This window comes from Pseudomonas sp. WS 5410, from assembly GCF_012985645.1.
Classification (GTDB): Bacteria; Pseudomonadota; Gammaproteobacteria; order Pseudomonadales; family Pseudomonadaceae; genus Aquipseudomonas; species Aquipseudomonas shahriarae.
This window is the reverse complement of record NZ_JAAQWS010000013.1, coordinates 1-22,130: the sequence shown is the minus strand read 5'-3', so window position 1 is coordinate 22,130 and position 22,130 is coordinate 1. Positions and strand designations below refer to the sequence as shown.

The following is a 22,130-nucleotide window of genomic DNA, read 5'->3' as shown; positions in this document are numbered from 1 at the left end:
AGGGCGCCTGCAAACGATGAATACAAAAAAGGCGACCCGAAGGCCGCCTCATTCAAACCGCGTGGATCAGAACTCGTGATCAGCGGTATCCGGGTTCAGGTCACCGATGCCCAGCTTGCCAGCTGCTTGCTCGATGGAACCGGTCTGCTTGACCAGGGCGGCGATGGCATCGCGCACGATCTGGTTGCCCGCCGTGTTGCCGGCGGCGATCAATTGGTCGTAGTGCTCACCCTTGTTGGCATGGTCGACCATGACCTGGATCTTCGCTTCGGTAGCCGCCAGGTCAGCCTTGAGGGCTGCATCGGCGGCCGGGTCGACCTTGGCCACCAGGGACGACAGGCTGGCGCCGGTCAGCTTGGTGCCATCGGCGCGGGTGTACTCGCCCAGGTAGACGTTGCGGATGCCCTTGGCGTCGTAGAACTGCGAATTGTGGGTGTTGTCGCTGAAGCAGTCGTGCTCGTCTTCCGGCGAGTTGGCTTCCAGGGACACTTTCATGCGCTCGCCCGCCAGTTCACCCAGGGACAGGCTGCCCATGCCGAACAGCATCTTGCGCAGGCCGTCGGTCGCAGGTTCTGCTTCCAGGGTGGCGCGGTAGTTGTCTTCGACGTTGGGTTTCCAGTTGCCGACCATTTCTTCGAGGTCGTTGACCAGCAGTTGGGTCACGGCGCGCAGGTAAGTGCGGCGACGCTCGTTATGCCCACCGGTGGCGCCGTCGCCTTGCAGGTAGTCCGACGCTGGACGGTTGCCGGCGCCAGGGCCGGTGCCGTTCAGGTCCTGGCCCCACAGCAGGAATTCGATGGCGTGGTAGCCGGTGGCGACGTTGGCTTCGGAGCCGCCCAGCTCATTGAGGCTGGCGAGTTTTTCCGGGGTGATTTCCTTGACGTCGACCTTGTCTTCGCCGACCTGGATCTCGGTGTTGGCGATGATGTTGGCCGTGGCGCCCGGGTTGCCGAGGGCGTGTTCGTAGGACTTGTCGACATAGTCGATCAGGCCTTCGTCCAGCGGCCAGGCGTTCACCTGACCTTCCCAATCGTCAATGATGGTGTTGCCGAAGCGGAACACTTCGCTCTGCAGGTACGGTACGCGCGCGGCGATCCAGGCGGTACGGGCGGCCTTCAGGGTCTCGTCGTTGGGGTTGGCGAGGAAGGTGTCGATCGCGGTCTGCAGGGTTTTTGCGGTGGACTCGGAGTCGCTGTACACCGCGAATACCAGGTCTGCGTAGTGCGCGACGACTGCCTTGGCGGCGGCCTCGTCAACCTGGCCGGCGGTAGCGGCAGCCGCTGGAGCGGTAGTGCTGGCAGCTGGCGTCGGCGCCTGAGGCGCGGCAGCCTTGTCTTTGCCCTCGCCGCAGCCGGCGAGAGAAATGGCGATGGCCAGCAGACTGGCGGTGGCCAGGGGCATACGAATCATGGCGAACATCCTGCTTCGGTAGTGGATCGGGGCGCAGTGCAGCGCGCAAAACTGCAACATAATGCGAAAGATTTGCATTTTCTGTAAAGGGTTAACGCAGGAAAAGTTTCACAGTCAGGCGCCAGCCGCCCAAGGCCGTGCCTTGGGGGGCATTAAGGCTTTACAGGATGGCGGCGTTATTGCGCTCGGCTTGCTTGAGATAGGCTGCCAGCTCACGGGCGGGCAGGGGTTTGCTGTAGTGATAGCCCTGACCTTCGTGGCAGCCTTCGCTGATGATGTAGGCTTCCTGCTCGGGTGTTTCCACACCTTCGGCGATGACCTGCATGCCCAGGCTTTTGCCCAGCTGGATGATCGCCCGCACGATGGTCGCATCGTCGTCGTCGTCCAGCAGGTCCTGGACAAAGCTCTTGTCGATCTTGATTTTGTCCAGGGGCAGGCTTTTCAGGTAACTCAGTGACGAGTAGCCGGTACCGAAATCGTCGATGGCAATCAGCGCGCCGGAGCGGCGCAGGCTCAGCAAGTGCTGGGCGGCGGTGCTGATGTCTTCCATCAGGCCGGTCTCGGTCACTTCCAGTTCCAGGCTGCGCGGCGGCAGGCGATAGATCTGCAGCAGGTTGTTGACCACCCGTGGCAGTTCGGCGTGGTGCAGTTGCACCGTGGACAGGTTGACCGCCATGCGCAGCTCGGTAAAGCCCTGGTCATGCCATTCGCGCAATTGCCGGCAGGCCTGGTCCAGCACCCACTCGCCAATGGGGATGATGGTGCCGTTCTGTTCCGCCAGCGGGATAAACAGGTCAGGTGGCACCAGGCCGTGTTCCGGGTGCTGCCAGCGAATCAGCGCCTCGACGCCGACCACGCGATGATCGGCATAGCTGATCTGCGGTTGGTACACCAAGTGAAACTGGTCGCGGCCCAGGGCTTCGCGCAGGTCTTTCTCCAGTTCGCGGCGACGGCGCATCTCGCTGTCGACACTGGCGATATAGAACTGATAGCGATTGCGCGAGCGGCTCTTGGCCAGGGTCATGGTCTGCTCGGCCTTTTGCAGCAGTTTCTCAGTGCTGTCGCCGTCTTCGGGGAACAAGGTGATACCGATGGTGGCGCGCAGGCGGATCTGTTCGTGGTCGAGGGCGAACTCGGCTTCCAGGTCATCGAGGATGCTCTGTGCCAGCTCGGCGGCTTCGTAGGGTTGCTCGATATCGGCCTGGACCAGGGCGAACTGGTCGCCGCCCAGGCGCGCCAGGGCGCCGAGGCGCCCACTGTGGGCACGCAAGCGGTCGGCCAGGGCCAGCAGCAACTGGTCGCCGGCCTGGTAGGTGTACTGCTCGTTGACGCTCTTGAAGTCATCCAGCCCCACGCACAGCACCGCGACCCGGCGTTGTCGGCGCCCGGCGTCGACCAGGATCTTGTCCAACTGTTCCTGCAGTTTCTGGCGGTTTGGCAGGCCGGTAAGAAAGTCGTACTGGGCCATGCGCAACAGGCTGTTTTCTGCTTCGTGGCGCAAATGGGTGTTGCGCTCGATAGACGCCAGCAACTGGTTGGCAGTGTTGATCCACAGCCCCAGTTCATTCTTTTCGTGGCCTTTGAGTTGCGGGATCTTGTGCTCGCTGGGGCGGTCGGGATTGATCGAACTCAGGTGGCTGATGATCCGCGACAGGGGCTTGGTCAGCAGCCAGTGATAGACTAGGTACAACACCAGGCCCATGGCCAGGGCGCGCAGCACCCCGGAGATAAAAATGATCCCCGAATTGACGATAAAGCCCCGGCCATAAGTGGCGGTGTCGAGGGTGATGCTCAGGTCGCCGTAATACTCGCTATAAGGCCCGCGCCCTACCAGCGGGGTGGTAAAGGTGCGTTCCCGGCCCAGAATCACGTCCGTCAGCCAGCGGGTGGGGGACTGCTGCAAGTCCCGGCTTTTTTCGGCGAGCATGGGTTCATTGGGATGGCCAATGGAGGCCATGCGCACCGCATCATCCTGAAACAGGCCTTCGATGACTTGCATACCCATCTCACGGTCCAGGCTGTAGACGGCCTGGGTCGAGGGGTCGCGAAACATGTCGAGGATGCGCTGGGCATCGCCTGCCACCGCCTGGCGCGTCTTGTAGGCATCAAAGACGATCTGCGCCACGCTCAGTGCCACGCCCACTATCAGTGCCGACAACAGCACCACCCGGAGCAACTTCACCGACAAGCTGTTTTTGAGTTCCAGCTTCAAAGGGTTATTCCTTGTTCCATGCGGGTAGCCTCAATATGCCATGAGTATTGGCAATCCCGTGGTGGCAGTCAAAGGAACATTGCGGTGCGTGGCGTCTGGACGCTAGCGGGGCAAGATCTGGAAGGCGATGGGCGGATCAAATCTTCCGCCCTTTTGCACGGCTGGCGGGCGTACAGGCGTAGGCTTTTCTGCCTGTCGCAAGAGCACGTCGATGGCCTCAAGGGTGCGGGTAGGTAATCTGCATATCGACTTTGGCGTGTACATCTTCGGCTATTTTGCCGGGTTCTTTCTCCTCGTCTTCACCTGACTTGCCCTTTATTGCATTCCCCAGCACTCCCGCCAAGGCACCCACAAGCTCTCCGATCCCTGGCATGGCGCCCTTGGCGAGTTCCATTATTCCAAGCATGGTTGATACTCCTAAAATAGATGAGGGAGTTATTTCTCTCACCGGCTCAGTGGTCAATTGCTGTCGGTGAGTTCCACGGGTGTTGGGGTGAGGTGGTTTCAATCTGGCACAAAAAAGCCCGGCAATTGCCGGGCTCTTTTTTACTGCAAGGGTTACTTACGCAGTGAAGGTTTTGCCTTCGAACTGCTCGGCAACGAACTTCCAGTTGACCAGGTTCCAGAACGCTTCCACATACTTTGGACGCACGTTGCGGTAGTCGATGTAATAGGCGTGTTCCCAGACGTCGCAGGTCAGCAGCGGGGTATCGCCGCTGGTCAGCGGGTTGCCGGCGCCGATGGTGCTGGCCAGGGCCAGGGAACCGTCAGCCTTTTTCACCAGCCAGCCCCAACCGGAACCGAAGGTGCCGACCGAAGTCTTGGTGAACTCTTCCTTGAACTTGTCGAACGAACCGAAAGCGGCGTTGATCGCCTCGGCCAGTGCGCCAGTCGGTTGGCCGCCAGCGTTTGGCGCCAGGCAGTTCCAGTAGAAAGTGTGGTTCCAGACCTGGGCGGCGTTGTTGAAGATGCCACCCGAAGAGGATTTGACGATCTCTTCCAGGGTCTTGCCTTCGAACTCGGTGCCAGGCACCAGGTTGTTCAGGTTCACGACATAGGTGTTGTGGTGCTTGTCGTGGTGATACTCCAGGGTTTCCTTGGAGATGTGCGGCTGCAGGGCATCGTGTGCGTAGGGCAGCGGCGGCAATTCGAAAGCCATGATAATTCTCCTAATCAGGTCAGTTGCGGTGAGCGCAAGGCCGATCACGGGCGGCCAAACAAGCGCCGGGGAGTTTGTACTCTTTGCGGCGCAGGGGCTGGATCATAGCACCGGGGGTGCGGCAAAACCACGCAACAACTGTGTGGGATAGAGGTTCCAGAGCGTTTTGGAATATTCCTCAGGTGCTGATCAATTGATAGGCCACGCTGAACATCATCACCGCCACCAAAAGGTCCAGCAGGCGCCAGGTCGCCGGGCGCGCGAGCCACGGGGCCAGCCACGCCGCGCCCAGGGCCAGGGCGGAAAACCAGAGGAACGATGCACTGGCGGCGCCTGCGACATAAGCGCCCGGCTCGGTTTGCTGGGCGCCCAGGGAACCGATCAGTAACACCGTGTCCAGGTACACATGAGGGTTGAGCAGGGTTACGGCCAGGGCGCTGAGCATCACCGCGCGCAATGAGCGCACCTTCTGGCTCTCGCCTTGCCCCAGGCTTTGCCGCGAACAGGCGCGGCGCAAGGCCAGGGCGCCATACCACAGCAGGAAAGCCGCGCCGCCCCAGCGGGCAATCGCCAGCAGTAACGGGTTGTGCGCCAGCACCGTCGCCAGGCCAAACACCCCGGCGGCCACCAGCAGCGCATCACACACCACGCACAAGGCCGCCACTGGCAGGTGATGTTCGCGACGCAGGCTCTGCGCCAGCACAAACGCGTTTTGCGTACCGATAGCCATGATCAGCCCGAGGGCCACCAGCAAGCCGTTCACATAACTTTGCCACATAGGATTTACTCCGCGCCCGCTGCCAGTTGTTTCAATACATCCATTGCCCGCTCGGCATCGTTGCGGCCGACAAACAAATGGTCGTGGTAGTAGCCGGCGACCACGTTGCAACTGATCCCGGCACGTCCCAGGGCAGTGGCGAAGGCGGCGGTCAGGCCGACGGCCTCCAGGGCCGAGTGCACGTTCAAGGTGATCCATGCCGCCACGTACTCGAAGCTCAGGCCGGCCTGTTCGGCCTGTTGGCGCTCGACAATCACCGTCAAGCCTTCCTGTTCGCGAAAGCTGCCGATCACTTCGCAGTCGGGCAGGCGGTTGTCGGCCAGGGTGCAGAACACATAGTCGCCCGCGTTGAGCTGTGGGCTCATGCTGCGCAGCAGGGTTGCCAGGGCGGTTTCGCCAGCCATTGGAAGATCCTTGAAAGAAGATAAACACGGGATGCTGGTCATTCTCCGGTCTGGCGCTGTATAAGAAAAACCAATATTGCTCATCGCTCATTAGGAAAACTGATGTTCGACTACAAATTGCTCTCTGCCCTGGCGGCGGTGGTGGAACAGGCCGGCTTCGAACGTGGCGCCCAGGTGCTGGGCGTGTCGCAATCGGCTATTTCCCAGCGCATCAAATTGCTCGAAGCGCGTATCGGCCAGCCAGTACTGGTGCGCGCAACGCCGCCCACCCCCACGGAAATCGGCCGGCGCCTGCTTAACCATGTGCAGCAGGTGCGCCTGCTGGAGCGCGACCTGCAAAGCCAGGTGCCGGCGTTGGACGAGGAGGGCATGCCGGAGCGCCTGCGAATTGCCATCAACGCCGACAGCCTGGCCACATGGTGGGGGCAGGCGGTGGGGGATTTTTGCGCCGAACAGCATGTGTTGCTGGAGTTGGTGGTGGAAGACCAGACCGTCGGCCTCAAGCGCATGCGCGCCGGCGAAGTGGCGGCCTGCGTCTGCGCCAGCGAGCGCCCGGTAGCCGGTGCCCGCAGCCTGCTGCTGGGGGCCATGCGCTATCGGGCCCTGGCCAGCCCGGCGTTTATCGCCCGGCACTTTCCCGGCGGGGTGCGCGCCGATCAGTTGGCCCGGACCCCGGCGCTGGTATTTGGCCCGGATGATTTCCTGCAGCATCGCTACCTCGCGTCGCTAGGCGTGGACGGCGGTTTCGAACACCATTTATGCCCGTCTTCCGAAGGGTTTATCCGCCTGGCCGAGGCCGGCCTGGGCTGGGGGCTGGTGCCGGAGTTACAGGTGCGTGAGCAACTGCAGCGTGGGGTGTTGGTGGAGTTATTGCCAGATAAACCCATTGATGTGCCGTTGTACTGGCATCATTGGCGCAGCGGTGGGCAATTGCTCGGCTTGTTGACCGAGCATCTGGCGCGGGCGACCGGCCAGTTGTTGGTGCCGTTGGGGTGACTGCTGGCGTCAACGCAACTGCGATGAAAAATGTAAAGAACACGGAGTAATACATGAAAATTCTGGTCACCGGCGCAAGCGGCTTCATTGGCGGGCGCTTTGCGCGCTTCGCCCTGGAGCAGGGCCTGGACGTGCGGGTCAACGGGCGGCGGGCCGAGGGTGTCGAGCACCTGGTACGGCGCGGCGCCGAGTTTATCCAAGGTGATCTGAATGATCCGGATCTGGTGCGCAACCTGTGCCGCGACGTCGAAGCCGTCGTGCATTGTGCCGGTGCCGTAGGGTTGTGGGGGCGTTACCAGGACTTTTACCAGGGCAATGTGCAGGTGACCGAAAACGTGGTCGAAGCCTGCCTGAAACAGCGGGTCGGGCGCCTGGTGCACTTGTCGTCGCCGTCGATCTATTTTGATGGCCGCGATCACCTGGGGCTGACCGAAGAGCAAGTGCCCAAGCGCTTCAAGCATCCCTATGCGGCCACCAAGTACCTGGCCGAGCAAAAAGTCTTCGGTGCCCAGGAGTTCGGTCTAGAAGTGCTGGCCCTGCGCCCGCGCTTTGTCACCGGGGCCGGGGATATGAGCATCTTCCCGCGACTGTTGAAAATGCAGCGCAAAAACCGCCTGGCCATCGTCGGCGACGGCCTGAACAAGGTTGATTTCACCAGTGTGCACAATCTCAACGAGGCCCTGCTCAGCAGCCTGCTGGCCACCGGCTCGGCGTTGGGCAAGGCCTATAACATCAGCAATGGCACGCCGGTGCCGGTGTGGGACGTGATCAACTACGTGATGCGCCAGATGGAAATGCCCCAGGTCACGCGTTACCGTTCCTACGGCTTGTCCTACAGCGTCGCGGCGCTCAATGAAGCCTTCTGCGCGATGTGGCCGGGGCGCCCGGAGCCGTCACTGTCACGCCTGGGCATGCAGGTGATGAACAAGGATTTCACCCTGGACATCAGCCGCGCGCAGCACTACCTCGATTACCAACCAAGGGTCAGCCTGTGGACAGCGCTCGACGAATTTTGCCACTGGTGGAAAGTCCAGGAACCGGGCTCCCAGTAGCCTTCGCAACACCGGGAACCGATTTTTCGGTTGCCGCTCGACCAAGGCGACGGGCCAGGGGTTTATACTCCCGCCGCTTGGTTTTTTATGTGGCTATCTCAAGGTTGATTCATGCGTAACGATACTAAAGACGACTTCGACAATGTGCCGAGCCTGCGGGCCGACGTTGGCGATGACGATGATTTTGTGCCGACAGCTGCCACCTCCATCCGCTCGCGCCCGGCGCCGGTGGTCAAGGTCAAGAGTGCCAGTACCGGGCCGTTGTGGGCCCTGGTCGGCGCGCTGCTGTTCGCCTTCGTGGGCCTGGCCTGGTGGAGTTTCCAGCAGATCTCCCTGATGGGGCAGCAACTGGTGGCCACCCAGGAAAGCTTTGCGCGCATCAGCGAAGAAGCCGCCGGCCGCTTGCAGGACATTTCCGGCAAGGTGGTGGCCAGTGAGGCCATCGTCAATACCGGTAGCGAAGCGCTCAAGCTGCAGATCAAGCAGTTGGAAAGCCAATTGCTGGAGCAGGGCAAGCAGCAGTTGGGCGTGGCGGGCCAGGCCACCGACCTGGACAAGCGCCTGGCGCAGATGAGTGCCAGCACCACGGACCTGGCCACCGCCAATACCCAGTTGCAGGCCCAGGTGCTGGGCCTGGTCAATGAATTGACCGCCCTCAAGGCCGCGCAGGCCGAAGCCGCCAAATTGAATGCCGACGTCAAGGAACTGGGTACGGAGGTGGCCGCCTTGAAGAAGCAGGGCAATCCGGCCACGGCCATTGCACGCCTGGAACAGGACCTGCTGGTGATCAAGAGCGAACTGGACAACCGCGCCGCCACCGAAGGGCCGTCGAATAAAGAGTTCGACGTGTTCCGTATCCAGACCACCCGCAACATCACCACCTTGCAGACCCAGATGCAGAACCTGCAACGGGAAGTGAGTGCGCCGGCCAAGGTCACGCCCCTGGGCCAGTGACGCCATTGTTACTCTTGGGGCCGGCTTGCCGGCTCTTGCCAATGTCACCAGTCGGTGACATTTCCTCGCTCTTTCGTTACATGCCCTCTCCCGACCCTTGTTTAGACTGCGGTCATCCCACAAAAACAAAAAGGGCCACCCATGATCATGCAACCACTGCCTGCCAGCAGTTGGCTGAACGCCCCTGCCCATCACGCCTGGCTCGCCGCCGAAGGCCAGCGCCTGCTGGGTTTTGCCAAGGCCTCGCGGCTGCCTGAAGGCTTCGGCAACCTCGATGTGCAGGGCCGTCTGCCCGTCGATGCCCACGCCGAAACCATGAACACCGCCCGCATGACCCACAGCTTCGCCATGGCTCACGCCCAAGGGCTGCCGGGCTATGCCGAGCTGGTGGAGCACGGTGTGGCCAGCCTCGGCGGCCCGTTGCGGGATGCCGAGCATGGCGGCTGGTTTGCCGTCGCCGGCGCGGGTGATGGCAATACGGGCAAGGCCGCCTACCTGCACGCCTTTGTCGCCCTGGCCGCCAGTTCCGCCGTGGTGGCGGGTGCCCCTGGGGCGCAAGCTCTGTTGACGGATGCCATGCAGATCATCGACCAGCATTTCTGGTGCGAGGAGGAGGGCGCAATGCTTGAATCCTTCGCCCGGGACTGGAGCGGTGAAGAAGCCTATCGCGGCGCCAACAGTAATATGCACGCCACCGAAGCCTTTCTGGCCCTGGCCGATGTTACCGGCGACACGCGCTGGCTGGGGCGGGCGCTGCGTATTGTCGAACGGGTGATCCATCGGCACGCCGCCGCCAATGAATTTATGGTGATCGAGCATTTCGACCGCTATTGGCAACCCCTGCACCGTTACAACGAAGACAACCCGGCCGACGGCTTTCGCCCCTACGGCATCACTCCCGGGCACGGCTTTGAGTGGGCGCGCCTGGTGTTGCATCTTGAAGCCGCACGCCAGCAGGCGGGGCTCATCACACCAGCGTGGTTGCTGGAGGATGCCAAGGCTTTGTTCGCCAGCGCCTGCGAGTATGGCTGGTCGGTGGACGGTGGCCCGGGCCTGGTCTACACCCTGGACTGGCACTACCGCCCGGTGGTGCGCGAGCGTCTGCATTGGACCCACGCCGAAGCCAGCGCGGCCGCCCAGGCCCTGCTCAAGCGCACCGGCGAGTGGCATTACGAGGTCTGGTACCGGCGCTTCTGGGAGTTCTGTGAAACCCACCTGATCGACCGGGTCCAGGGCAGTTGGCACCACGAACTCGACCCGCAAAACCTGCCCGCCAGCAAGATCTGGGGTGGCAAGCCGGACCTGTACCATGCCTGGCAGGCCGTATTGCTGCCGGGCCTGCCGTTATCCCCAAGCATGGCCAGTGCGCTGGGGGCCGGCTGCTATGTCACCAAGTGGTGACATTTGCCCGTCCCTTTGTTACGTGCCTGGCAAAAATCCCTGTTTAGAATCCTATGCAGCGCAAGCTCCAGACTTGCATGCATAACAACAAGAAAAAGGTACTCAGATGAACGCGATTAATCGCCTCGCCGTTGCTATTTCCATTGCCTCGTTGTTTCCCCTCAGTGCATTTGCCGCCGACTCCAAAGGGACGGTTGAAGTTGTGCATTGGTGGACCTCGGGCGGTGAGAAGGCGGCGGTGGATGTCCTGAAGGCCCAAGTTGAGAAAGACGGTTTTACCTGGAAAGACGGGGCCGTCGCAGGCGGCGGCGGTGCCACGGCCATGACCGTGCTGAAAAGCCGCGCGGTCGCCGGCAACCCGCCAGGCGTGGCCCAGATCAAAGGCCCCGACATCCAGGAATGGGCGTCCACCGGGCTGCTCGACACCGACGTCCTGAAGGACGTGGCCAAGGCCGAGAAGTGGGACGAACTGCTCGACAAGAAAGTCTCCGACACGGTGAAGTACGAAGGTGATTACGTGGCCGTGCCGGTGAATATCCACCGCGTCAACTGGCTGTGGATCAACCCTGAAGTCTTCAAGAAAGCCGGCATCAGCAAAAACCCTACGACCCTTGAAGAATTCTATGCCGCCGGTGACAAGCTCAAGGCTGCCGGCTTCATTGCGCTCGCCCACGGTGGCCAGCCTTGGCAGGACAGTACGGTGTTCGAAGCCGTGGTGCTCTCGGTCATGGGCGTGGACGGCTACAAGAAAGCCCTGGTCGACCTCGACAACGCGACCCTGACCGGCCCGGACATGGTCAAGGCGCTGACCGAGCTGAAAAAGGTCGCGACCTATATGGACGCCGACGGCAAGGGCCAGGACTGGAACCTGGAAGCCGCCAAAGTCATCAACGGCAAGGCCGGCATGCAGATCATGGGTGACTGGGCCAAGAGCGAGTGGACAGCCGCCAAGAAAATCGCCGGCAAGGACTACGAGTGCGTAGCCTTCCCGGGCACCGACAAGGCCTTCACCTACAACATCGACTCCCTGGCGGTGTTCAAGCAGAAAGATGCCGGCACCTCGGCCGGTCAGCAAGACATCGCCAAGGTCGTGCTGGGTGAGAACTTCCAGAAGGTCTTCAGCATCAACAAGGGCTCGATCCCGGTGCGCAACGACATGCTCGGCGACATGGCCAAGTACGGCTTCGACAGCTGCGCCCAGACGGCGGCCAAGGACTTCCTGGTGGATGCCAAGTCCGGCGGCCTGCAACCGAGCATGGCGCACAACATGGCGACCACGCTGGCGGTACAGGGCGCGTTCTTTGATGTGGTGACCAACTTCATCAACGACCCGAAAGCCGACCCGGCCGACACCGCCAAGAAACTTGGCGCGGCGATCAAGTCTGCCAAGTAACCCCTAGGGGCAATCGGTTTCAGTGTGGGAGCGGGCTTGCCCGCGATGCAGGCGCCTCGGTGTAGCAGTGACACCCAGGTGATGCCATCGCAGGCAAACCAGCCCCCACCTAAAGCCGGCCCCCACAAGGTTATCCATTAGTCCCTTACTCCCTGCCCTGGATTTCCCCATGAGTTCTGTTGCTGTGTTCAGCAAGGCCTCGCCGTTCGATGCATTGCAGCGCTGGCTCCCCAAACTGGTGCTGGCCCCGAGCATGTTCATCGTCCTGGTGGGCTTCTATGGCTACATCCTGTGGACGTTCGTGCTGTCGTTCACCAACTCCACCTTCCTGCCCACCTACAAATGGGTGGGCCTGGCGCAATACGCACGGTTGTTCGACAACGACCGCTGGTGGGTGGCGAGCAAAAACCTGGCGCTGTTCGGCGGCATGTTTATCGGCATCACCCTGGTGATCGGCGTGCTGCTGGCGGTCTTTCTCGACCAGCGCATCCGCCGCGAAGGCTTTATCCGCACCATCTACCTGTACCCGATGGCGCTCTCGATGATCGTCACCGGTACTGCCTGGAAATGGCTGCTCAACCCTGGCATGGGCCTGGACAAACTGCTGCGCGACTGGGGCTGGGAAGGCTTCCGGCTGGACTGGCTGATCGACCCGGACCGCGTGGTGTATTGCCTGGTGATTGCGGCGGTATGGCAAGCCTCGGGCTTTATCATGGCGATGTTCCTCGCCGGCCTGCGTGGGGTTGATCAGTCGATCATCCGTGCCGCACAGATCGACGGCGCGAGCCTGCCGCGTATCTACTGGAGCGTGGTGCTGCCCAGCCTGCGCCCGGTGTTCTTCAGCGCGGTGATGATCCTTGCACACATCGCCATCAAGAGCTTTGACCTGGTGGCGGCAATGACGGCCGGTGGCCCTGGCTACTCGTCCGACCTGCCGGCGATGTTCATGTATTCCTTCACCTTCAGTCGCGGCCAGATGGGCATGGGCTCGGCCAGTGCGATCCTGATGCTCGGCGCGATCCTCGCGATCATCGTGCCTTACCTGTACTCCGAGCTGAGGACCAAGCGCCATGACTAGTCTCGCCAAACCTTCCATCAGCTTCAGCCGCCTGGCGATCCATGCGGTGCTGATCCTGGCCGTGGTGCTGTACCTGGTGCCGCTGGTGGTGATGCTGCTGACCAGCTTCAAGACCCCGGAAGACATCAGCACCGGCAACCTGCTGAGCTGGCCGACGGTGATTACCGGGATCGGCTGGGTCAAGGCCTGGGCCACGGTAAACGGGTACTTCTGGAACTCGTTCATGATCACCATCCCGGCGGTGCTGATCTCCACCACCATCGGCGCGTTGAACGGCTACGTGCTGTCGATGTGGCGTTTTCGCGGTTCGCAGTTGTTCTTCGGCCTGTTGTTGTTCGGCTGCTTCCTGCCGTTCCAGACCGTCTTGCTGCCGGCCTCGTTCACCCTCGGCAAAATGGGCCTGGCCAGCACCACCACCGGCCTGGTGTTCGTGCACGTGGTCTACGGCCTGGCATTCACCACGCTGTTCTTCCGTAACTACTACGTGAGCATTCCGGATGCGCTGGTCAAGGCTGCGCGCCTGGATGGCGCAGGATTCTTCACCATCTTCCGTCGGATCATTCTGCCGATGTCGACCCCGATCATCATGGTCTGCCTGATCTGGCAGTTCACCCAGATCTGGAACGACTTCCTGTTTGGTGTGGTGTTCTCCAGCGGTGATTCGCAGCCCATCACGGTGGCGCTGAACAACCTGGTCAACACCAGCACCGGGGCCAAGGAATATAACGTTGATATGGCGGCGGCGATGATCGCCGGGCTGCCGACCCTGCTGGTCTATGTGGTCGCAGGCAAGTATTTCGTGCGCGGCCTCACGGCTGGCGCGGTCAAGGGGTAATCATGGCTACGCTCGAACTTCGCAACGTAAACAAGACCTATGGTGCCGGCCTGCCGGACACCCTGAAGAACATCGAACTGTCGATCAAGGACGGTGAGTTCCTGATTCTTGTCGGGCCCTCGGGCTGCGGCAAGTCGACCTTGATGAACTGCATCGCCGGCCTGGAGAACATCAGCGGCGGCGCGATCATGATCGGTGACCAGGACGTCAGCGGCATGAGCCCCAAGGATCGGGACATCGCCATGGTGTTCCAGTCCTACGCCCTGTACCCGACCATGAGCGTGCGCGAGAACATCGAGTTCGGCCTGAAAATCCGCAAGATGAGCCAGGCCGACATCGACGAGGAAGTGGCGCGGGTGGCCAAGCTGCTGCAGATCGAGCACTTGCTCAATCGCAAGCCGGGCCAGCTCTCGGGCGGCCAGCAACAACGTGTGGCCATGGGCCGGGCGCTGGCGCGGCGGCCGAAGATCTACCTGTTCGACGAGCCACTGTCCAACCTCGACGCCAAGCTGCGGGTCGAGATGCGCACCGAAATGAAACTGATGCACCAGCGCCTGAAAACCACCACGGTCTACGTGACCCACGACCAGATCGAAGCGATGACCCTGGGCGACAAAGTGGCGGTGATGAAGGACGGGATCATCCAGCAGTTCGGCACGCCGAAAGACATCTACAACGATCCGGCCAACCTGTTTGTGGCGAGCTTTATCGGCTCGCCGCCGATGAACTTCATCCCCCTGCGCCTGCAACGCAAGGAGGGCCGCCTGCTGGCCCTGCTCGACAGCGGCCAGGCGCGTTGCGAATTGCCACTGGGCATGAACGATGCGGGCCTTGAAGACCGCGATGTGATCCTCGGCCTGCGCCCGGAGCAAATTGTCCTGGCCAGCGGCGAGGGCAATGGCTTGCCGAGCATTCGTGCCGAAGTCCAGGTGACCGAGCCCACAGGCCCGGACACCCTGGTGTTCGTGCAGCTCAATGACACCAAGGTCTGCTGCCGCCTGGCGCCGGATGTGGCGCCGCAAGTGGGCGAGAGCCTGACCTTGCAGTTCGATCCGGCCAAGGTGCTGCTGTTCGACGCCAAGACCGGCGAACGCCTGGGCACCGCTGCAGTGCAGGCGGCACAGCAGCATGCCGATAACGTCACCCAATTCAAGGGGCGCTGAAGATCGAAATGTGGGAGCGGGCTTGCCCGCGATACAGGCCGCTCGGTTTCCCAGACACACCGCAGTGAGGCCATCGCGAGCAAGCCCGCTCCCACATTCGATGTTGGTGTTCTGCAAATAGCTGTAAACCGCGTTAGATAAAAACAGTTAATAACAATAAAGACGAGGATGTAGGGATGAAAAAGCAACACAACAACACTCGCTTGATCTGCCAGCTGTCAGCAGCGGCAGCGCTGGTTTTGTCCGCCAATGCGATGGCAGACGAGGCCTTCAGTGCCGATTCCAAGTGGATGACCGGCGATTGGGGCGGCGAGCGGACCAAGCTGATCGAGCGGGGTATCGACATCAAGGCCGACTACGTTGGGGAAGCGGGCTACAACGCCCACGGCGGCTACAACGATGACAAGACCGGTCGTTATGCTGACCAGTTCGGCCTCGGCGTAGCGCTGGATCTGCAAAAACTCTGGGGCTGGGACAACACCCAGGCCAAGATCCAGATGACCAGCCGTAATGGCCGCAACATCTCCAATGACCGCATTGGCGACCCGCGTGCCGGCACCCTGAGTTCGTCTCAAGAAGTGTACGGCCGTGGCCATATGGTGCGCCTGACCCAGTTCTGGATTCAGCACCAGATGTTCGACAACAAGCTGGATGTGAAACTCGGTTACTTCGGTGAAGGCGAAGACTTCAACACCTTCCCGTGCGACTTCCAGAACCTCTCGTTCTGCGGTTCCCAAGTGGGTAACTACGTCAACACCTGGTACAACTGGCCGGTCAGCCAGGCCGCGATCCGCGTGAAGTACCACATCACGCCTGAGCTGTATGCGCAGATCGGCGCGTACAACCAGAACCCCTCGCAGCTGGAGCACGGCAACGGCTTCAAGCTCAGCGGCAGTGGCACCAAGGGCACCGTGATTCCGGTGGAGCTGGTCTGGTCGCCGAAGGTCAATAACCTGCCGGGCGAATACCGTGTGGGTTACTACAAGAGCGCCGCCGATGCTCCCGACGTACGTGAAGACGTCAACGGCGACAATGCGGCCACCACTGGCGCAGACTACCGTACCCGCAGCAGCAAAAAAGGCTATTGGTTCGTTGCCCAGCAGCAGCTCACCACCCATAACGGCGACGCTTCCCGTGGTCTGAACATCGCGGCCAACGCCACCTTCCACGACAAGGAAACCAACACGGTCGACAACTATCAGTCGATCATGCTGGTGTACAAAGGCCCATTCGATGCGCGTCCAAAAGATGACGTCGGCATTGGCGCCGCTCGCCTGCATGTCAACGATGACGTGCGCAAGAACGCCGAGTTGTTGAACGAAGCGGGCGGTTTCACCGATTACAGCCAGGCAGGTTATGCGCCACTGCGCGGCACCGAGTACAACTACGAAATCAACTACGGCTTCCACGTCACCAACTGGTTGACCGTGCGTCCCAACCTGCAATACGTCACCCACCCAGGTGGCGTGGATAAAGTCGACAACGCCCTGGTCGCCGGTCTGAAAATTCAGTCGGTGTTCTAACGCGGTTGCGATAAGCTCCTTCTCTCTGTGCGCATTTTGCGGGTAGCCATGGCTATCCGCTTTTTTTTGAGCGGGTGCGCATAACGCGTGTGGGAGCTGGCAAGCCAGCTTCCACAGGTTCACCAAAGAGGTGAGCGATAGTGATCTACAGGACCGTGGCACATGCATGAGCATCCGCTGCAACGCTTTTTCAAATCCCTGCGCGAGCAACCGGTATTCGCCTGGGAGCGCTTCCAGATGCGCGACGTATTGGTGATTGACCACCCCCTGTGCCAGGCGGTATTCAGCCGCCAGGGCGCGCAGTTGCTGCATTTCCAACCCACGGGCCAGAAGCCATGGCTGTGGTGCGCGGCCAAGTGGCCGCAGGTCGGGGCGATCCGTGGCGGCGTGCCAGTGTGCTGGCCGTGGTATGGCCGCCATCCCAGCGAAAACGCCTGGCCCTCCCATGGTTGGGCACGCTTGATTGACTGGAAGCTATTGGACAGCAGCACCGATGACGACGGTGTGCGCCTGCATTGGCAATTGCAGCTGTGCGATTGGCAGGTGGACCTGCATGCGCACCTGGGCGAAACCCTCGAACTGCGCCTGAGCACCGAGCATCAGGATGAGCTGCCGTGCCAGTTGAGCCACGCTTTGCACGCCTATTGGCGGATTGGCAACGTGGGCGAGATAGCGCTGTCTGGGCTCGACGGGGCGCAGGGTTACGACCAGTTGAGTCGTCAGGTTTGCCAGCAGCAAGGTGAGTTGCGCGTCGATGGCGGCTGCCAGCGCGTGTTCCAGCATGAGGGGGAGTTGCAGCTCAAAGACCACGCCTGGCAGCGCGAACTGTGCATCGACACTGGCGACAGTGCCGACACGGTGGTCTGGCATCCGGGCAGCCGGCCATTGCTGGGGGTGAGCTTTAACGAGGCATCGGGCTTTGTGTGTGTGGAGTCGGCCATGGCTGGGGCCAGCCTGGCGCCGGGGGAGAGGGCGCATTTGAGTTTGCAGGCCCGGGCGGGGGGTTAGTGGTGTTGCCCTGGGCCTCATCGCGGGCAAGCCCGCTCCCACAAGGTAGCGGGCTGGGCTGGCCCTGCTGGAGGCGATTCCAGCTTTAGTTGAACTCATCCCCCACCGGATACCGGCTGTCATTCAAGCTCTCTTTGATCTTGCGCAGATGGGGCTGGAAATCCACACCACGGCGCAAGGTCATGCCGGTCGCCAGCACATCCAGCACTGTCAACTGAATGATCCGCGAGGTCATTGGCATATAGATGTCGGTGTCTTCCGGCAGCGGGATGTTCAAGCTCACCGTACTGACCTTGGCCAATGGCGAGTTCTCGGCCGTCACGCCCAGCACCGAGGCGCCGTTCTCCCGGGCAATGCGCGCCACTTCCACCAGCTCGCGGGTGCGGCCGGTGTAGGAAATGATCACGAACAGCTCGCCGGTATGCGCCACCGAGGCAATCATGCGTTGCATCAATACGTCGGCGTGGGCCGTCACCGACAGGTTGAAACGGAAGAACTTGTGCAGGGCATCCATGGCCACTGGCGCCGAAGCACCGAGGCCGAAGAAGTGGATCTGCCGTGCCTGGATCAGCAAGTCCACGGCCTTGCTGATAAGCGCGGGGTCCAGGGCCTGGCAGGCGCTGTCCAATGAAGCGATGGCGCTGCCAAAAATCTTCTGCGTGTAGGCCTCGGGGTTATCATCGGCCTCCACGGCGCGGCTGACATAGGCCGCGCCACTGGCCAGGCTTTGCGCCAGTTGCAATTTCAGTTCAGGGTAACCGCTGACGCCGAACGAGCGGCAGAAACGGTTGACCGTCGGTTCACTGACCGAGGCGGCTTGGGCGAGGGCGGCGATCGAGAAGCGGGTCGCCTGCTGTGGGTTGAGCAGGATGACCTCGGCGACTTTTTTCTCGGCCTTGTTCAATTCTTCGAGGCGGTTCCGGATCTGTTCCAGAAGATTGCGCACGCGGTCCATTCAGTCTTTCCTTCGGGCGACGATGCAAGTAAGGGCCAGTAAAAGGTCGACGAGCGGCCCTTGGCGGTGGCCTATCCTACTGAGGGTAGTTGAACACCACCACTCGCAATGCGTATTTTGGGAAAATGTTGTGGTTATTACTACATTTTTCCTTGAGTGATGCCTTGAAAAAAGGTATTTGTAGCTTAACTTGATAAAAGAACAAACATCATGCCTTCGATAACCGTGGAACCCTGCACCTTTGCCCTGTTTGGCGCCTTGGGTGATCTGGCGCTGCGCAAGTTATTTCCTGCCCTTTATCAACTCGATGGCGCCGGGCTCTTGCATGCCGACACCCGCATCCTGGCCCTGGCCCGTGAAGCTGGCTCCGAGCAGCAGCACCTGGACCACATCGAGCGCGAACTGCGCAAATACGTCGGTCAGGAACTGGATGAAGCGGTAGCTGCGCGCTTCCTCGCGCGCCTGGCCTATGTGCACGTCGATTTCATGAATGCCGATGACTACGTGGCCCTGGCCGCCAAGGCCGGCACCGAACAACGCCTGATCGCCTACTTCGCCACCCCGGCGGCGGTGTATGGCGCGATCTGCGAGAACCTGTCCAAGGTCGGCCTGGCGGAAAATACCCGGGTGGTCCTGGAGAAACCCATCGGTTCGGACCTGGAGTCCTCGCGCAAGGTCAACGACGCCGTGGCGCAGTTTTTCCCGGAAAACCGCACTTACCGCATCGACCACTACCTGGGCAAAGAGACGGTGCAGAACCTGATTGCCCTGCGTTTTGCCAACAGCCTGTTTGAAACCCAGTGGAACCAGCATTACATCTCCCACGTGGAAATCACCGTGGCCGAGCAGGTGGGTATCGAAGGTCGCTGGGGTTACTTCGACAAGGCCGGGCAACTGCGGGACATGATCCAGAATCACCTGCTGCAATTGCTCTGCCTGATCGCCATGGACCCGCCGGCCGACTTGTCCGCCGACAGCATCCGCGACGAGAAGGTCAAGGTGCTCAAGGCCCTGGCGCCGATCAGCCCGGAAGGCCTGACCACCCAGGTCGTGCGCGGCCAGTACATTGCTGGCTACAGCGCCGGCAAGCCGGTGCCGGGTTACCTGGAAGAAGATAACTCCAACACCCAGAGCGATACCGAAACCTTCGTCGCCCTGCGGGCCGATATTCGCAACTGGCGTTGGGCCGGGGTGCCGTTTTACCTGCGCACCGGCAAGCGCATGCCGCAAAAGTTGTCGCAGATCGTTATCCACTTCAAGGAACCGTCCCACTATATCTTTGCCCCCGAACAGCGCCTGCAGATCAGCAACAAGCTGATCATCCGCCTGCAACCGGACGAAGGTATTTCCTTGCGCGTGATGACCAAGGAGCAGGGCCTGGACAAGGGCATGCAACTGCGCAGCGGTCCACTGCAACTGAATTTTTCCGACACCTACCGCAGCGCACGGATTCCCGATGCCTACGAGCGGTTGTTGCTGGAAGTGATGCGCGGCAATCAGAACCTGTTTGTCCGTAAAGATGAAATCGAAGCCGCGTGGAAGTGGTGTGACCAGTTGATCGCCGGGTGGAAGAAGTCCGGTGATGCGCCCAAGCCGTACGCGGCGGGTTCCTGGGGGCCGATGAGCTCCATTGCACTGATTACGCGGGATGGGAGGTCGTGGTATGGCGATATCTGATTTGAAACTGCCTCAGGGCGTAACACCCCATGAGTACCGCACGCCGGTACTGTTGGCCGAAGGCTTGGCCAACGACGTGGCCGAACAACTGCGCGCGGCCATCAGTGCCCGTGGCGAGGCGACCCTGGTGGTGTCCGGTGGCCGCAGCCCGGTGGCGTTTTTCCAGAACCTGGCCAGCCAGGGCCTGGACTGGTCCAAGGTCACCATTACCCTGGCCGATGAGCGCTGGGTGCCGGTGGAACATGCCGACAGCAACGCCGGCCTGTTGAAGAAATATCTGCTGCAAGGCCCGGCGGCCAAGGCCAAGTTCTTGAGCCTTTACAGCGCCGCCGCGAACCTGGACGGCGCTGCCGAGCAGGCGGATCGCCTGCTGGCCGAACTGCCGGCGATTGATGTGCTGGTGCTGGGCATGGGCGATGACGGGCATACCGCGTCGCTGTTCCCCAACAGCCCGAACCTGGCCGAAGCGCTGCAGCCCGATGGCACCCGCCGGTGCTGGCCGATGCTGGCGCCGAGCGTGCCCCATCAGCGCCTGACCATGAGTCGTGCATTGCTGGCCAGCGCCCGTTACACCGTGTTGTCGATTGCCGGCGATTCGAAACTCCATACCCTGAGCGAAGCGCTGGCCAGCGACGATGTTGCCGGCATGCCGATTCGCGCGTTTTTGCAACCCACTCTAGAGATTTACTGGTGCCCATGAGCCAAGGATCAGCCGCTATGAAAAGCCCTCACCCGACCGTGTCCATGGCGGATAAAGTTGCCCTGATCGACAGCCTCTGCGCCAAGGCGCGGATCCTGCCAGTGATCACCATTGCCCGCGAACAGGACATTCTGCCCCTGGCCGATGCCCTGGCGGCGGGTGGCTTGACCGCGCTGGAAGTGACCCTGCGTTCGCAGTTCGGCCTCAAGGCCATCCAGGTCCTGCGTGAGCAGCGTCCGGAGTTAGTGACGGGCGCGGGCACGGTGCTTGATCGCACCATGCTGGCGGCTGCCGAGGCGGCGGGTTCGCAGTTTATCGTCACCCCCGGTATTACCCGTGACCTGCTTGAAGCCAGTGTCGACAGCCCGATCCCGTTGCTGCCCGGCATCAGCAATGCCTCCGGCATCATGGAAGGCTATGGCCTGGGCTATCGTCGTTTCAAACTGTTCCCGGCGGAAGTCAGCGGCGGTGTGGCGGCAATCAAGGCCCTGGGCGGACCGTTTGGCGAAGTGAAATTCTGCCCCACTGGCGGCGTTGGCCCGGCCAACATCAAACACTACATGGCGTTGAAAAACGTGATGTGCGTGGGCGGTAGCTGGATGCTTGATCCGGAGTGGATCAAGAACGGCGACTGGGCGCGCATCCAGGAAGTCACCGCCGAGGCGCTGGCGCTGCTGGACTGATTGGCTTTACCGAATCGTTGTTGCTGTGCTTCACGGCATGTTTGCGGTGCACTTGGTCGGTGCGCCGCTTTTTTTTGCCTATAGAAAAGCGAAATATCACCGTAATTCAAATGGGGGGGGCTTGTGTGGGAACTGGCTTGCCTGTGATGGCCATAGGTATCTACACAACTCGCTTTTTTTGGTTATTGGGTGTGAGTACATATCCGTTGCTGCGGTCATGGCGGCTATTGGTTCCGCCCTTACGGCGGGTCACTTTTGGAAAAGAGCCCCAAAAGTAACCAAAAGGGCTCTTGCCCCACCACTCGGTGCCTCGCCTAGGCTCGGCATGCCCGCAGTCAGGCATTGCTCCGTGGGCCCGCCGCGATCGGCCATCCATGGCCGTGTCGCGGCTACCCCGGCATCCATGCCGGGGTGCCCACTGCGCAATACCTGCCTGCGGCCATCGTGGTTTAACGGGGCGCCTCAGATCAAGATCAAAAGCCAGATCAAAAGCAGAGCAACAGCAACAGCAAAGCAGGGGCGCGAAGCTGCATTCCCCCCCTGTGGGAGCTGGCTTGCCTGCGATGGCGGTGTATCAGCCAATACATTTATCGACTGAGACACCGTCATCGCAGGCAAGCCAGCTTGTATGGTTAGACTTGTAGGGGTGGTGGGACTAAAAGCCAGCATCTGACTCTAGCCAGTACAGACCGTGGGAGACTTCGCCCCACCCCTTCACCAAAGCGCCGATAAGGAATGCATCGGCCATG

20 protein-coding genes are annotated in these 22,130 nt (G+C 61.3%); 13 read left to right on the top strand and 7 right to left on the bottom strand.

What is annotated here, in order from left to right; all coding sequences use genetic code 11:
• Positions 1-66: 66 nt before the first annotated feature.
• The 6 genes from HBO24_RS18765 to HBO24_RS18740 all read right to left on the bottom strand — a co-directional run bounded on the left by HBO24_RS18765 (position 67) and on the right by HBO24_RS18740 (position 5,963).
• Complete coding sequence (locus HBO24_RS18765; RefSeq protein ID WP_170060096.1) at positions 67-1,410, bottom strand: imelysin family protein; 1,344 nt, start codon at positions 1,408-1,410, stop codon at positions 67-69.
• A 160-nt stretch (positions 1,411-1,570) separates the two neighbouring features.
• Positions 1,571-3,622 carry a GGDEF domain-containing phosphodiesterase gene (locus HBO24_RS18760; RefSeq protein ID WP_170045578.1) on the bottom strand — a complete coding sequence of 684 codons (2,052 nt, stop codon included), beginning with the start codon at positions 3,620-3,622 and terminating at the stop codon, positions 1,571-1,573.
• Between the two features lie 217 nt (positions 3,623-3,839).
• Positions 3,840-4,028 (bottom strand): hypothetical protein, encoded by a 189-nt coding sequence (locus HBO24_RS18755; protein ID WP_057439976.1) that lies wholly within the window; start codon positions 4,026-4,028, stop codon positions 3,840-3,842.
• 156 nt (positions 4,029-4,184) lie between these two features.
• The gene (locus HBO24_RS18750) at positions 4,185-4,781 is read right to left on the bottom strand and encodes a Fe-Mn family superoxide dismutase (protein WP_003212997.1); all 597 of its coding nucleotides are present in this window, start codon (positions 4,779-4,781) and stop codon (positions 4,185-4,187) included.
• Positions 4,782-4,959: 178 nt separating this feature from the next.
• Positions 4,960-5,559, bottom strand: coding sequence for a LysE/ArgO family amino acid transporter (locus HBO24_RS18745; RefSeq protein WP_170060095.1), 600 nt, complete (start codon positions 5,557-5,559; stop codon positions 4,960-4,962).
• A 5-nt stretch (positions 5,560-5,564) separates the two neighbouring features.
• Positions 5,565-5,963 (bottom strand): ACT domain-containing protein, encoded by a 399-nt coding sequence (locus HBO24_RS18740; protein ID WP_120733992.1) that lies wholly within the window; start codon positions 5,961-5,963, stop codon positions 5,565-5,567.
• Positions 5,964-6,065: 102 nt separating this feature from the next.
• Here HBO24_RS18740 and HBO24_RS18735 point away from each other — a divergent pair, with 102 nt between their 5' ends.
• The 10 genes from HBO24_RS18735 (at position 6,066) to HBO24_RS18690 (ending at position 17,366) form a co-directional block, all read left to right on the top strand.
• On the top strand, positions 6,066-6,959 hold the full coding sequence (locus HBO24_RS18735; RefSeq protein ID WP_057439973.1) for a LysR family transcriptional regulator ArgP: 894 nt from the start codon (positions 6,066-6,068) through the stop codon (positions 6,957-6,959).
• 53 nt (positions 6,960-7,012) lie between these two features.
• On the top strand, positions 7,013-8,011 hold the full coding sequence (locus tag HBO24_RS18730) for an NAD-dependent epimerase/dehydratase family protein (RefSeq protein WP_057439972.1): 999 nt from the start codon (positions 7,013-7,015) through the stop codon (positions 8,009-8,011).
• A gap of 111 nt (positions 8,012-8,122) precedes the next feature.
• A complete protein-coding gene (locus HBO24_RS18725) occupies positions 8,123-8,965 on the top strand; it encodes an ATPase (RefSeq protein ID WP_170060094.1) in 843 nt (280 codons plus the stop codon).
• 141 nt (positions 8,966-9,106) lie between these two features.
• Positions 9,107-10,366: an AGE family epimerase/isomerase gene (locus HBO24_RS18720; RefSeq protein ID WP_170060093.1), complete on the top strand. Its 1,260-nt coding sequence runs from the start codon at positions 9,107-9,109 to the stop codon at positions 10,364-10,366.
• A 106-nt stretch (positions 10,367-10,472) separates the two neighbouring features.
• The gene (locus HBO24_RS18715; protein ID WP_057439967.1) at positions 10,473-11,759 is read left to right on the top strand and encodes an ABC transporter substrate-binding protein; all 1,287 of its coding nucleotides are present in this window, start codon (positions 10,473-10,475) and stop codon (positions 11,757-11,759) included.
• A gap of 169 nt (positions 11,760-11,928) precedes the next feature.
• Positions 11,929-12,837: a sugar ABC transporter permease gene (locus HBO24_RS18710; protein ID WP_029296391.1), complete on the top strand. Its 909-nt coding sequence runs from the start codon at positions 11,929-11,931 to the stop codon at positions 12,835-12,837.
• Positions 12,830-13,672, top strand: a complete 843-nt coding sequence (locus HBO24_RS18705) for a carbohydrate ABC transporter permease (protein ID WP_057439965.1) — start codon at positions 12,830-12,832, stop codon at positions 13,670-13,672. The genes HBO24_RS18710 and HBO24_RS18705 overlap by 8 nt, the downstream gene beginning before the upstream one ends.
• A gap of 2 nt (positions 13,673-13,674) precedes the next feature.
• Positions 13,675-14,835 carry a sn-glycerol-3-phosphate ABC transporter ATP-binding protein UgpC gene (gene ugpC, locus HBO24_RS18700; protein WP_170060092.1) on the top strand — a complete coding sequence of 387 codons (1,161 nt, stop codon included), beginning with the start codon at positions 13,675-13,677 and terminating at the stop codon, positions 14,833-14,835.
• Between the two features lie 176 nt (positions 14,836-15,011).
• Positions 15,012-16,358: a carbohydrate porin gene (locus tag HBO24_RS18695; protein ID WP_057439963.1), complete on the top strand. Its 1,347-nt coding sequence runs from the start codon at positions 15,012-15,014 to the stop codon at positions 16,356-16,358.
• 162 nt (positions 16,359-16,520) lie between these two features.
• Positions 16,521-17,366 carry a D-hexose-6-phosphate mutarotase gene (locus tag HBO24_RS18690; RefSeq protein ID WP_170060091.1) on the top strand — a complete coding sequence of 282 codons (846 nt, stop codon included), beginning with the start codon at positions 16,521-16,523 and terminating at the stop codon, positions 17,364-17,366.
• Between the two features lie 85 nt (positions 17,367-17,451).
• Here HBO24_RS18690 and HBO24_RS18685 read toward each other — a convergent pair whose 3' ends face one another.
• Complete coding sequence (locus HBO24_RS18685) at positions 17,452-18,312, bottom strand: MurR/RpiR family transcriptional regulator (protein WP_169866643.1); 861 nt, start codon at positions 18,310-18,312, stop codon at positions 17,452-17,454.
• A 219-nt stretch (positions 18,313-18,531) separates the two neighbouring features.
• On the opposite strand from HBO24_RS18685, the gene zwf reads away from it, so the two are divergent.
• Genes zwf through HBO24_RS18670 form a run of 3 tightly spaced genes read left to right on the top strand, consistent with a single transcriptional unit; the run spans position 18,532 to position 21,381 of the window.
• Positions 18,532-19,998: a glucose-6-phosphate dehydrogenase gene (gene zwf, locus HBO24_RS18680; protein ID WP_057439956.1), complete on the top strand. Its 1,467-nt coding sequence runs from the start codon at positions 18,532-18,534 to the stop codon at positions 19,996-19,998.
• Entirely contained in the window at positions 19,985-20,698 is a 714-nt protein-coding gene (pgl, locus tag HBO24_RS18675) for a 6-phosphogluconolactonase (protein WP_057439954.1), read from the top strand. Before zwf ends, pgl begins: the two co-directional genes overlap by 14 nt.
• 17 nt (positions 20,699-20,715) lie before the next feature.
• On the top strand, positions 20,716-21,381 hold the full coding sequence (locus HBO24_RS18670) for a bifunctional 4-hydroxy-2-oxoglutarate aldolase/2-dehydro-3-deoxy-phosphogluconate aldolase (protein ID WP_057439953.1): 666 nt from the start codon (positions 20,716-20,718) through the stop codon (positions 21,379-21,381).
• The last annotated feature ends 749 nt before the right edge of the window (positions 21,382-22,130 follow it).